Raw genomic sequence first — 12,537 nt, forward strand, 5'->3', positions numbered from 1 at the left:
TCGTGACCTTGACCGCCTGCCGGTGGGGCGGACCGCTGCACCTGGAGGTACCTGCCGTGTCCTTGCCCGCCGACCTACTGGCCGCCGGTCCGACCCCGTCACCGACCCCGTCGGAGACGACGACCCCGGCGGTGCCCTCGCTCCAGGACGCCCACGAGAGCGCGACACAGGCCGCGAGCTGGGTCGAGCAGAACTGGTCGACCTGGCTCGCGATCGGTCTCAAGGTCCTGCTGATCCTGGTGATCGCGGCGGTGCTGAGAGTGGCGATCCGACGGGCGATCACCAAGCTCATAGACCGGATGAACCGCACCGCGCAGGCGGTGGACGGCACGGCGATCGGCGGCCTCCTGGTCAACGTCGAGCGCCGCCGTCAGCGCTCCCAGGCGATCGGCTCGGTGCTGCGCTCGGTGGCCAGCTTCGTGATCATGGGCACGGCCGCGCTGATGGTCCTGTCCGCCTTCGACATCAACCTGGCCCCGCTGCTCGCCTCCGCCGGTGTCGCGGGCGTGGCCATCGGTTTCGGCGCCCGCAACCTGGTCACCGACTTCCTCTCCGGCGTCTTCATGATCCTTGAGGACCAGTACGGCGTCGGCGACTCGATCGACGCGGGCGTCGCCTCCGGCGAGGTCATCGAGGTCGGCCTGCGCGTGACCAAGCTGCGCGGCGACAACGGCGAGATCTGGTACGTCCGCAACGGCGAGGTCAAGCGCATCGGCAACCTCTCCCAGGGCTGGTCCACGGCCGGCGTCGACGTCACCGTCCGCTCCTCCGAGGACCTGGACAAGGTCAAGGCCAGCATCGGCGAGGTCGCCGAGAAGATGAGCAAGGAGGAGCCCTGGAACGAGCTCCTCTGGGGCCCGATCGAGGTCCTCGGCCTGGACAGCGTGCTGCTCGACTCCATGGTCGTACGGGTCTCGGCGAAGACGATGCCCGGCAAGTCCCTGACCGTCGAACGCGAACTGCGCTGGCGCGTCAAGCGGGCCTTCGACGCCGCCGACATCCCGATCGTCGGCCGCGCTCCCCTCGCGGTGGACGGCGAGGCCACGGCGGACCCGACGGCGGGCATGGCAGCCCCCTCGGCCTACGCCAACACCTCCTCGCCGCAGGCACTGGCGGCGACACCGCTGACGCCGCCGAGCGTGACGAAGTAGGCGCGGGCCGCGGGGGCGGGCCTCGGTCGAACCGCCGACCCCCGCCACCGCGGCCACAGCCGCGGCGAACACCACCAGCACAACCAACGGTTGTAGAGCTATGCCCCTCGGTTGTTTGATCAGGGCGTACCCCGCTGGCTTGGATGGCCCTGACCGACGAGCGGTTGTGCGGGGCGGTGGGCAGGTGGCGGGCGGCGGGCGGTCGTTGGGGCGGCGGTTCGGGTGGCTGTGGGCGGCGTACGCGGTCAGTACGTTCGGGACGCGGCTGGCCTTCGACGCGTTCCCGCTGATCGCGGTTCTCGTGCTGCACGCCGGGGCGACCGAGGTGGCGCTGCTGGCGGCCTCGGGGCTCGCGGTGGGGGCGGTGGTGGCGGTGCCGCTCGGGGCGTGGGTGGAGTTCCGCGAGAAACGGCCGGTGATGATCGCGGCGGATCTGATCCGGTGTGCGGCCCTGCTGAGCATCCCCGTCACGTTCGCCCTGGACGGGCTCGGCCTCGGTCAACTGCTGGTGGTGTCGGTGGTGGTGGCCGCTGCGGACATCACGTTCGGCGCGGCGAGCGGGGCGTATCTGAAGTCCCTCGTGCCGCCGGAGGACCTGCTCGTGGCGAACGGCCGCTTCGAGGCGACGACATGGACGGCCACCGCGCTCGGCCCGCCGCTCGGCGGAGTCGCGGTCGGCGTGTTCGGCCCGATGACGACGGTGCTGGCGGACGCGGTCAGCTATCTGCTGTCGGCGCTGGGGATCCGCGCGATCAACAGTAAGGAAGGGCAACAGACCAAAAGGACTCAGCCCTCCCCCACCGCCCCGTCAGGCCTGCGGATGAGCGACCTCCCGGCAGGCTGGCGGCACATCCTCACCCACCCCACCCTGCGCCCCCTGTTCCTCAACACCCTCGCGGTCAACGCCCTGATCATGGCGCCGGCCCCGCTGCTCTCCGTCCTCATGCTCGGCCAACTCGGCTTCACACCCTGGCAGTACGGTCTCGCCTTCGCTCTGCCGTGTCTGGGCGGCCTGCTGGGCTCACGTCTGTCCCGGCCCCTGATCGCCCGCTACGGCAGGCGCCGCGTCCTCCTCGCCACGGGCACCCTGCGTGCCTGCTGGCCTGTCGGCCTGGCCTTCGTGGGGCCGGGCACGTCCGGCCTGCTCCTCGTCATGGCCGTCGAGTTCGGCCTGATCACCTGCATGGGCATCTTCACCCCGGTACTGGCCACCACCCGTCTTGAGGGGACCCCGCCGGACCGGACCACGCGCACCCTGTCGGCCTGGTCGATCACCAGCAGGACGACGACAGCGGCCGTGACGGCACTGTGGGGCCTGCTGGCGGCACTGACCGGCCCGCGCACCGCCATCGCCCTGGCCGGCGTCCTGCTGCTGGCGACCCCGCTGCTGCTCCCCCGCGGCGAGCGGGCGTCGCGGCACAGCGCCGCCACGTAACGACTGGGTTGCTGGTGTAGACCACTCTTGACGCCCCCTTGCGTTCGGGTCTACGTTCCTCGGCATCAAGATAGGAAACTTTCCTAACAGTGATCCTGGATGGACTTCCGTCGTAGATCGCTGAGAAGCTGGTCAGCCGAGAGGCAGGTGTCGATCCCATGGCAGGAACCGCCGGTACGCCGGGCACCCCGCGCGTCCTGCGCGCCATGAACGACCGTGCCGCCCTGGACCTCCTCCTGGAGCACGGGCCGCTGTCCCGCACGCGGATCGGCAAGCTCACCGGCCTGTCCAAGCCGACCGCCTCCCAGCTGCTGGCCCGCCTGGAGGCCGCCGGCCTCGTCCTGGCGACCGGCACCACGGAGGGCCGCCCCGGCCCGGGCGCCCAGCTGTACGAGGTCAATCCGACCGCCGCGTACGCGGCAGGGCTCGATGTCACCCCCGAACGCATCCTCGCCGCCGTAGCCGATGTCACGGGCCGCACGGTCGGGTCGTACGAACTGCCCACCCCCGGCAGACGCCCCGCCCAGCCCGTGGTCCGGCAGGTCACCGACGCCCTCGACGGCGCGGTGAAGGAGGCGGGCCTCGCCCGCGACGACGTCCACCGGCTCGTCATCGGCACCCCCGGCGCCTTCGACCCCAACACGGGCCGGCTGCGCTACGCCTCCCACCTCCCCGGCTGGCACACCCCCGCACTGCTCGACGAACTCGCCGCGGCCCTGCCGATGCCGGTCGAGTACGAGAACGACGTCAACCTCGTGGCGGTGGCCGAGCAGCGGCTCGGCGCGGCCCGGGGTCACGAGGACTTCGTACTGCTGTGGAACGAGGGCGGCCTCGGCGCCGCCCTGGTCCTCGGCGGCCGGCTGCACCGCGGCTGGACCGGCGGCGCGGGGGAGGTAGGTTTCCTGCCGGTTCCCGGCACCCCGCTGGTCCGGCAGGTCACCAAAGCCAACAGTGGCGGCTACCAGGAGCTGGCCGGCTCCCAGGCGATTCCCCGGCTCGCACGCGAACTGGGCATGTCGAGCATCCCGTCGACGCCGTACGCCGAGGCCGCCGCCACCCTCGTCGAACGAGCCGCCACCGAGGACACCGTCCTGCACCGGCTGCTCCTGCAGACCTACGCGACCCGACTGGCCACCGGTCTCGCCTCCCTGGTCTCCGTACTCGACCCCGAACTGGTCGTCCTCAGCGGTGCCTCCCTCACGTCCGGCGGCGAGGTGCTGCGCGCCCTCGTCCAGGACGAGCTGGAGGAGCTGGCGGCGGCCCGCCCCCGGCTCGTCGTGGGCGACGTCCGTGAACACCCCGTACTGCGGGGCGCGTTGGAGAGCGCGCTCGCGACGACACGCGACGAGGTCTTCGACACCGGCCGCTGACCGGCCGCCGTCCCCAGCCGCAACGCTCAGCGAACCCCTCACTTCTCCGTAGCTCCCTTCCTCACCCACCCCGTCCCGCCCTTGGGAGACCTCGCCATGCCCGGAAAGTCCTGGAACGTCATACCCTCACGGTCCCGCAAGACGGCCGCCGCCCTTGCCGCCTCCGCCTCCCTGGCGCTCCTCGCCACGGCCTGTACCGGCCAGTCCGAGTCCGCTGCCACCGACGATCCCAACGCGAAGACGACGATCACCTTCTGGCACGGCTGGAGCGCGCCCGCCGAGGTCAAGGCGATCCAGGAGAACGTCGACGCGTTCGAGAAGGCCCACCCGAACATCACGGTGAAGGTCGTCGGCAACATCAACGACGACAAGCTCAACCAGGCGCTGCGCGCGGGCGGTTCGAACGGGCCCGACGTGGTGTCGTCGTTCACGACCTCCAACATCGGCAAGTTCTGCTCCTCCGGCGCCTTCCTCGACCTGAAGCCGTTCATCGAGAAGTCCAAATTGGACCTCGACGAGATCATCCCGAAGCCGATGCTGGACTACACCCAGTTCGAGGGCACCCGCTGCGCCCTGCCGCTGCTGGGCGACGCCTACGGCCTCTACTACAACAAGGACGCCTTCGAGAAGGCGGGCATCAAGTCCCCGCCCAAGACCTGGTCGGAGTTCGCGAAGGACGCCAAGAAGCTCACGGTCGCCAAGGGCGACAGCTACGAGCAGCTCGGCTTCATGCCCACGTACCACGGCTACGAGACGGTCGTGGACCACTACATGTCCCAGTGGGACCACGCCTACTTCGACCAGGACGGCAAGTCCAACATCGCCAAGGACCCGGCCTTCGCGGAGATGTTCACGTACCAGAAGAAGCTGATCGGCGACCTCGGCGGCTTCACGAAGCTGGAGAAGTACCGCAACACCTTCGGCGACGAGTGGGGCGCCAAGCACCCCTTCCACACCGGCCAGGTGGCCATGCAGCTCGACGGTGAGTGGCGCCTGGGCATGGCCCGGCAAGCCGGCGTCGACTTCGAGATCGGCACCGCTCCGATGCCCGTCGCGGACGACGAGGTGGACGAGTACGGCAAGGGCTTCCTCTCCGGCACGATCATCGGCATCGCCCCGCAGAGCGAGAAGCAGAACGCCGCCTGGGAACTGGTGAAGTACCTGACGACCGACACCGAGGCCGTCGTCTCCTTCGCCAACGCCATCCACAACGTTCCTTCCACCTTCGCGGCCCTGAAGTCGCCGAACCTGAAGGTGGACGAGGGCTTCCGGACATTCCTGGACATCGCCCAGAACCCGCACTCGAACACGCCGCCGGCCTCCGTCAACGGCTCGACGTACCAGACGACGCTCCAGGACTTCGGCTACCAGTACGAGTCCGGCAAGGTGAAGAACCTGAAGGCGGGCCTGGAGAAGACCGCCGAGCAGATCGACACCGACATCGAGCAGGCGAAGTAGCGCCCGGATGTCCACGCACACTCTCCGCGCGAAGCGCCGCAGGTCGGCGCTTCGAACGGTGGCCTTCCTGGCACCGTGGCTCATCGGTTTCGGCGTCTTCTTCGCCTACCCCCTGGTGTCCACCGTGTACTTCTCCCTGATGAAGTACGACGGCTTCGGCACCCCGGTCTTCCGTGGCCTGGGCAACTGGTCCTACGTCTTCAGCGACTACCCGCTGTTCTGGCCGGCCCTGCGCAACACGCTCTGGCTCGTCCTGGTGATGGTGACCTGCCGGGTCGTCTTCGGCCTCGGCACAGGCCTGCTGATCACCAAGATCAAGACCGGCGCGGGCGGCTTCCGCACCCTCTTCTACCTCCCGTACCTGGCCCCACCGGTGGCCGCCACCCTGGCCTTCGTCTTCCTCCTCAACCCCGGCACCGGCCCGGTCAACTCGGTCCTCGACGGCCTCGGCCTGCCGACCCCGGGCTGGTTCACGGACCCCACCTGGTCCAAGCCGGCCCTCACGGCACTCGCGCTGTGGGGCGTGGGCGACCTCATGGTCATCTTCATGGCCGCGCTGCTCGACGTGCCGAAGGAGCAGTACGAGGCGGCCGAACTGGACGGAGCGTCGGCCTGGCAGCGATTCCGCTTCGTGACGCTCCCGAACATCTCCCCCATCGTGATGTTCGCCGTCGTCACGGGGGTGATCCAGACGATGCAGTACTACACGCAGCCCCTGGTGGCCGGGAAGGTCGCCTCCGGCATCATCGGCGGCTCTGGCCAGCAGTTCGAGCCCGGCTACCCCGACAAGTCGACCCTCACCCTCCCCCAACTCGTCTACAACCTCGGCTTCCAGCGCTTCGACTACGGCTCGGCCTGTGTGGTCGCGCTCGTACTCTTCGCCCTCGCCATGGCGTTCACCGCGCTGCTGATGCGGCGCCGGGGCGGACTCATCCAGGCAGGTGACTGACCATGACCCAAGTGCTGGACAAACCAGTTCAGTTGGCAAACCCAACAGTCGCCGAACGCACGGCCCGCCGCAGGGCTCTCCTGGAATGGATAGCGATCCACTCCCTCGGCATCGCAGCCGCCCTCTTCTTCACCCTGCCGTTCGTGTTCGTCGTCCTGACCTCGCTGATGAGCGACCAGCAGGCACTCACCCGCGACCTGGTCCCGGACACCTGGCAGTGGAGCAACTACACCAAGGTCTTCGACACCCCCGGCTTCCTGACCTGGTGGAAGAACACCCTGATCTACGCGGGCCTGGGCACGCTCCTCACCGTGGTGTCCTCCGTCCCCGTCGCCTACGCGCTCGCCAAGTTCCGCTTCCGCGGCCGGAACCTGTCCCTGATGCTGGTCATCTCGATGATGATGCTGCCACCCCAGGTCGTCATCATCCCGATGTACCTGTTCTGGGCGAAGCAACTGGACCTCTCCGGCACACTCTGGCCCCTGATCATCCCGATGGCGTTCGGAGACGCCTTCTCGATCTTCCTCCTGCGCCAGTTCCTGATGACGATCCCGAACGAGTACCTGGACGCGGCGAGGGTGGACGGCTGCGGCGAGTTCCGCACCCTCGTCCGAGTCGTCCTCCCCATGGCGAAACCGGGCATAGCCGCGGTGGCCCTCTTCCAGTTCTTCTACGCGTGGAACGACTACTTCGGCCCCCAGATCTACGCGTCCGAGAACCCGGGCGCCTGGACGCTCTCCTACGGCCTGGAGTCGTTCAAGGGCGCACACCACACCGACTGGAACCTCACCATGGCGGCCACGGTCCTCGTGATGGCCCCCGTGGTCCTCGTGTTCTTCTTCGCCCAGAAGGCGTTCGTAGAGGGCGTCACGCTCACCGGAGTAAAGGGTTGATGGCATGCTGCGAATCCCCGGGGGACGCTGTCCCCGATTGCCGCTGCGCGGCGGGCCGGACCCCCGGCCGATGACCACTGTCCTCGGCGCCCGAAGGCGAGGCACTTCCCAGTGAAACTCACCGTGGTCGGCGGAGGCTCGACCTACACCCCCGAACTCATCGACGGCTTCGCCCGCCTGCGCGACACCCTGCCGATAGAGGAACTGGTCCTGATGGACCCGGCGACGGACCGTCTGGAACTGATCGGCGCCCTGGCCCGCCGCATTTTCGCCCGCCAGGCCCACAACGGCACGATCACCACCACCACAGACCTGGACGCGGCGGTCGAGGGAGCCGACGCGGTCCTCCTCCAACTCCGCGTGGGCGGCCAGGCGGCCCGCGAACAGGACGAGACCTGGCCCCTGGACTGCGGCTGCGTCGGCCAGGAGACCACGGGCGCAGGCGGCCTCGCGAAGGCCCTGCGCACCGTCCCCGTCGTCCTCGACATCGCGGACCGCGTCCGCCGGACCAACCCCACCGCCTGGATCATCGACTTCACCAACCCGGTCGGCATCGTGACCCGCGCCCTGCTTCAGGAGGGCCACAAGGCGGTGGGCCTGTGCAACGTGGCGATCGGCTTCCAAAGGAAGTTCGCGGCGCTGCTCGACCTGCCGCCCTCCCGGATCCACCTGGACCACGTGGGCCTCAACCACCTCACCTGGGAGACCGGGGTTCGCCTGGGCGGCCCCGAGGGCGAGAACGTCCTGCCCGGACTCCTGGCCCGCCACGGCGACAGGATCGCCGCGGACCTGCACCTGCCCACCACGCTCCTGGACCGCCTGTCGGTGGTCCCGTCGTACTACCTGCGCTACTACTACGCACACGACGAAGTGGTACGGGAACTCCGCACGAAGCCCTCCAGGGCCGCGGAAGTGGCGGAAATGGAACGCCAGTTGCTGGCCCTCTACGCCGACCCGGCCCTGGCCGAGAAGCCGGACCTGCTGGCCGAACGGGGCGGCGCCTACTACTCGGAGGCGGCCGTGGACCTGGCGGCCGCCCTGCTGAACGGCGCGGGCAGCCCGTACCAGGTGGTGAACACCCGCAACGACGGCACGCTCCCCTTCCTCCCCGACGACGCGGTGATCGAAGTACAGGCGGCAGTGGGCGAGAAAGGCCCGAAGCCCCTCCCCGTCGCCCCCGTGGACCCCCTCTACGCGGGCCTCATGGGCCAGGTGACGGCGTACGAGGACCTGGCCCTGCGAGCGGCCCTGCACGGCGGCCGCGACCGGGTCTTCAAGGCCCTCCTCTCCCACCCCCTGATCGGCCAGTACGAGTACGCCGAGGCCCTCACCGACCAACTGATCGCACACAACCGGGAGCACCTCGCGTGGGCATGACCGCACGTGTCCTCGCCGTCGACGCGGGCAACAGCAAGACCGACGTGGCGGTGGTGGCGGCCGACGGCACCGTCCTGGCCACGGCCCGCGGCGGCGGGTTCCGGCCACCGACGGTAGGGGTGGAACGGGCGGTCGACGGCCTCGCCGAGACGGTACGGCAGGCGTTCGCCGCAGCCGGCGTGACCTCGGCCGACCACGTATCCGCGTGCCTGGCCAACGCCGACTTCCCCGTGGAGGAGGAACAACTGGCGGCGGCCCTGCACGCGCGCGCGTGGGGCACCACCGTCGAGGTCCGCAACGACACCTTCGCGATCCTCCGGGCAGGCGTCACCGAACCCCGCGGTGTCGCCGTCGTCTGCGGTGCCGGCATCAACTGCGTCGGCATGCGCCCCGACGGCCGTACGGCCCGCTTCCCCGCGCTGGGCCGCATCTCCGGCGACTGGGGTGGTGGCTGGGGCCTGGCGGAGGAGGCCCTGTGGCACGCGGCCCGCGCGGAGGACGGCCGCGGAGTCCCCACGGCCCTCGCGCAGACCCTTCCCGCCCACTTCGGCCTCCCCACCATGTACGCCCTGATCGAGGCCCTGCACCTCGAACACATCGCCCCCGCCCGTCGCCACGAACTGGCCCCCGTCCTCTTCACCACGGCGGCTTCCGGCGACGCCGTGGCCCGGGGCCTCGTCGACCGCCTGGCCGACGAAGTGGTCACCATGGCCACGGTGGCCCTGACCCGGCTGGACCTCCTCACGGAGGAGGCACCCGTACTGCTGGGCGGGAGCGTGCTGGCGGCCCGGCACCCCCAACTGATCGACGGCATCCGTGAACTGCTCACCGCCCGCGCCCCCAAGGCGGTACCGGACGTGGTCACAGCGAGTCCCGTGCTGGGGGCTGCGCTCCTGGGCCTGGACGCGGTACAGGCACCACCGCAGGCGCACACCGCACTCCGCCGACACTTCACCCCCTGACGACACTCCCTCGCCCCCGCCGCCCCACCCGTCCCATCCCCAGGGGCCCCGCCCCTTCGACCCCACCCACCGAACCGCGCTACCCGCACCCCCGCCCACCGCAACGGGCCGCCGCAGGCATCCCGCCCTCGAACTTGGAACCGAACAGATTCTCCCGGCGTATTCATGGGCAGGGGGCTCCTGCACACCATGTCGCGGTATCCGGAATTTCGGGATCCGCGCTGCGATCGGATCAAGATCCAGCGAAGCCCGGTACGGATGTCAGTCCCGGCAGCGATACTTGCGGCGACGGATGACCATGGGGGAGGTCAGCAGTGACACAGACGCCGAAGACCCGCGTACCCACCATGCCGTCCGTACCACCCCAACCCGCACCACCCACCACGGAAAACACCCGCCCCTCGCCTCCCTCCACAGCACCCCGCCGCACCGCCTTCGCCGAGGGCTTCGACCAGCTCCGCGCAGCCGCCACCACCGAACCCGGCCGCCTCCGCATCATCGGCGCCCTGCTCGCCGCCCTGGTCGTCGCGTTCGGCGCCGTGACCGCCTGGCAGATGACCGAGAGGTCCTCCGCCGCGAACGACGTCGTCAACCGCAGCCAGCCCCTGAGTTCCGACGCGGCGGACATCTACCGCTCCCTCGCCGACGCCAACACCGCGGCAGCCAGCGGCTACTTGGCGGGCCTCCAGGAGAAGCCCGCCATGCGCGAGGGCTACGAGAAGGACATCCGCACCGCCGCCGAGAAGCTCGTCAAGGCCGCCGCCAACTCCGAACCGGGCTCCACCTCGGCGAACACGATCGCCGATCTGAGCAGACTGCTCCCGGAGTACAAGGGCCTGGTCGAGACGGCCAGGGCCAACAACCGCCAGGGCTACCCCGTCGGCGGCGCCTACCTCCGCGCGGCCAACGAGATGATGCAGCAGAACATGCTGCCCAAGGCCGAGAAGCTCTACCAGACGGAGAACCAGCGCCTGCGCGACGACTACGCGGACGCGAAGTCCTTCCCGTGGGCGGCCGCAGGCCTCGGCATCATCGCCCTGGCCGCCCTCGCCTGGGCCCAGCGCCGCAACTACCGGCGTACGAACAGGGTCCTGAACCACGGGCTGGTCACCGCCACGGCGACCTCCGTCGTGATCCTCCTCTGGCTCACCGTCTCCCACACCGTCGCGCGCGCGGGCCTGAACGACTCCTACGACCACGGCGTCCGCTCCCTGGACGTACTGCACCAGGCCCGCATCGCCTCGCTCACCGCCCGCAGCGACGAGAACCTGACCCTGGTCCGCCGCGGCGCGGACACGAAGTCACTCGCCGACGGCAAGGTCGTGGACGCGTACGAGTGGGGCTACGACCAGCAGATCGACCAGCTGGGCAAGGCCCTGAACCGAGCCGCGGACCTCGCGGACGACTCGGCGGGCAAGAAGCCCGTACAGGACGCGAACGGCTTCATGAAGATCTGGAAGGACCGCCACGGCATCGCCCGCGAGGACAACGACTCCGGCAACTACCAGGCGGCCCGGGACCGAGTGATCGGCGCCGCGAAGGAGCCGACGAGCGTGTGCTTCGACAACGTCGACAAGGCGCTGGCGACCGCGCTGACGCACGAGCGCAACGAGTTCGAGCAGGCGGCGAACGACGGCCGTGGCTCGCTGACCGGCCTCCCGACCGGCGCCGCGGTCCTCGCGGTCCTGGGCGCGGCCGGCGCGGTCCTGGGCATCGGCCGCAGGCTGTCGGAGTACCGGTGAGAGGGGGCGAGACGATGAACGCACGCAAGGCCACGAACCCGCACGGGCCACTCGACGCAAGCCCGCACTCGGCCCACCGCCACACCCACACTCACAGGCACCCCCACACCCGCACCCACCCGCACACCCGCACCGCATCCACCCCGTGGCACCGCCTGCGCACAGTCCTCCGCGGCTGGGGCGGCGTCGGCGCGATGGCGACCGTTTGCGTCCTGGCGCTCGCCCTCGCCCTGCTCCTCCCCCTCACCCAGCCACCAAGCCACGACACCGGCACCGCCACCGCGGGCCAGGGCGTCACCCGGGTCACCCATGCGAAGGCGGAGGACTGCGAGAACCCCGAGGACCAGAGCCTCGCCCCGTCCGGCGGCGGTGACGGCACTCCGACTGTCGACGCCATAAAGGCCCGCAAGGACCGCCGCCTGATCGTCGGCGTCGACACCAACAGCTACCGCTGGGGCTACCTCGACCCGAACAACCCCTCCGGTGAGCTGGAGGGTTTCGACATCGACCTGGTCCACCGCATCGCCGAGGACATGCTCGGCGACCGCGACGCGGTGCAGTTCAAGGCGATCCCGACCAGCCGCCGTGTCGAGGCGATCCAGAAGGGCGAGGTCGACATGGTGGTCCGCACCATGACGATCAACTGCAGCCGGATCAAGGATGTCGCCTTCTCCGCCCCGTACTTCGTCACCGGCCAGCAGGTCCTGGCGCCCAAGATGTCGGCGATCACCGGCTACGACAAGTCGCTGGCGGGCAAGAAGGTCTGCTCGGCGGAGGGCTCCACGGCGTACGACAACCTGGAAGAGGGCAGGAAGAACGGCGACCTGCCGGACTCCACCGACATCAGGACCACCGTCCCCAATCAGCTCGACTGCCTGGTGAAGTTGCAGCTCGGCGAGGTCGACGCGGTCGTCACGGACGGCGCCCTGGCCGCCAGCCAGGCAGCGCAGGACCCGGCGGTGGAACTGAAGGGCGGTCTGTTCACCGACGAGTACTACGGCGTGGCGATGAAGCGGGGCTCCGACGATCTGGTACGCCAGGTCAACCGGACCCTGGAGAACTACATCGAGGACGGCGGTTGGAAGGCGTCGTACGAGAAGTGGCTGCACCCGACGATGGACCAGGGCGACAAGGAGTCGGCGTCGGCCACCCCTCCCGAGGCCCGTTACAAGTGACCTACCGTCAACTGGCAGAACACGA

The 12,537-nt window shown here is 69.7% G+C and carries 10 protein-coding genes; all 10 read left to right on the forward strand.

The window, feature by feature from the left end; translation table 11 throughout:
• Positions 1-56: 56 nt before the first annotated feature.
• The 10 genes from ACZ4UU_RS13875 (at position 57) to ACZ4UU_RS13920 (ending at position 12,512) form a co-directional block, all read left to right on the forward strand.
• On the forward strand, positions 57-1,151 hold the full coding sequence (locus ACZ4UU_RS13875) for a mechanosensitive ion channel family protein (protein WP_468039592.1): 1,095 nt from the start codon (positions 57-59) through the stop codon (positions 1,149-1,151).
• Positions 1,152-1,290: 139 nt separating this feature from the next.
• The gene (locus tag ACZ4UU_RS13880; protein WP_468039594.1) at positions 1,291-2,586 is read left to right on the forward strand and encodes an MFS transporter; all 1,296 of its coding nucleotides are present in this window, start codon (positions 1,291-1,293) and stop codon (positions 2,584-2,586) included.
• A 158-nt stretch (positions 2,587-2,744) separates the two neighbouring features.
• Positions 2,745-3,956, forward strand: a complete 1,212-nt coding sequence (locus tag ACZ4UU_RS13885; RefSeq protein ID WP_468039596.1) for an ROK family transcriptional regulator — start codon at positions 2,745-2,747, stop codon at positions 3,954-3,956.
• A gap of 96 nt (positions 3,957-4,052) precedes the next feature.
• Positions 4,053-5,414, forward strand: a complete 1,362-nt coding sequence (locus ACZ4UU_RS13890; RefSeq protein WP_468039598.1) for an ABC transporter substrate-binding protein — start codon at positions 4,053-4,055, stop codon at positions 5,412-5,414.
• 7 nt (positions 5,415-5,421) lie between these two features.
• On the forward strand, positions 5,422-6,363 hold the full coding sequence (locus tag ACZ4UU_RS13895) for a carbohydrate ABC transporter permease (RefSeq protein ID WP_468039600.1): 942 nt from the start codon (positions 5,422-5,424) through the stop codon (positions 6,361-6,363).
• Positions 6,364-6,365: 2 nt separating this feature from the next.
• Positions 6,366-7,256 (forward strand): carbohydrate ABC transporter permease, encoded by an 891-nt coding sequence (locus ACZ4UU_RS13900; RefSeq protein WP_468039602.1) that lies wholly within the window; start codon positions 6,366-6,368, stop codon positions 7,254-7,256.
• Between the two features lie 111 nt (positions 7,257-7,367).
• Positions 7,368-8,633: a 6-phospho-beta-glucosidase gene (locus ACZ4UU_RS13905; protein WP_468039603.1), complete on the forward strand. Its 1,266-nt coding sequence runs from the start codon at positions 7,368-7,370 to the stop codon at positions 8,631-8,633.
• A complete protein-coding gene (locus ACZ4UU_RS13910; RefSeq protein WP_468039605.1) occupies positions 8,624-9,595 on the forward strand; it encodes an N-acetylglucosamine kinase in 972 nt (323 codons plus the stop codon). The genes ACZ4UU_RS13905 and ACZ4UU_RS13910 overlap by 10 nt, the downstream gene beginning before the upstream one ends.
• Positions 9,596-9,942: 347 nt before the next feature.
• Complete coding sequence (locus ACZ4UU_RS13915) at positions 9,943-11,337, forward strand: hypothetical protein (protein ID WP_468040193.1); 1,395 nt, start codon at positions 9,943-9,945, stop codon at positions 11,335-11,337.
• 194 nt (positions 11,338-11,531) lie between these two features.
• Positions 11,532-12,512 carry a glutamate ABC transporter substrate-binding protein gene (locus tag ACZ4UU_RS13920; RefSeq protein WP_468040194.1) on the forward strand — a complete coding sequence of 327 codons (981 nt, stop codon included), beginning with the start codon at positions 11,532-11,534 and terminating at the stop codon, positions 12,510-12,512.
• Positions 12,513-12,537: the final 25 nt, after the last annotated feature.

The sequence above is a fragment of the Streptomyces sp. NPDC028907 genome, assembly GCF_055564995.1.

Excerpts from the sequence above, each read along its gene's own strand:
- ACZ4UU_RS13885 (WP_468039596.1), top strand. The coding sequence starts at position 2,745 with ATGGCAGGAACCGCCGGTACGCCGGGCACCCCGCGCGTCCTGCGCGCC.
- ACZ4UU_RS13920 (WP_468040194.1), top strand. The coding sequence starts at position 11,532 with ATGGCGACCGTTTGCGTCCTGGCGCTCGCCCTCGCCCTGCTCCTCCCC.
- ACZ4UU_RS13900 (WP_468039602.1), top strand. The coding sequence starts at position 6,366 with ATGACCCAAGTGCTGGACAAACCAGTTCAGTTGGCAAACCCAACAGTC.
- ACZ4UU_RS13895 (WP_468039600.1), top strand. The coding sequence starts at position 5,422 with ATGTCCACGCACACTCTCCGCGCGAAGCGCCGCAGGTCGGCGCTTCGA.
- ACZ4UU_RS13890 (WP_468039598.1), top strand. The coding sequence starts at position 4,053 with ATGCCCGGAAAGTCCTGGAACGTCATACCCTCACGGTCCCGCAAGACG.
- ACZ4UU_RS13915 (WP_468040193.1), top strand. The coding sequence starts at position 9,943 with ATGCCGTCCGTACCACCCCAACCCGCACCACCCACCACGGAAAACACC.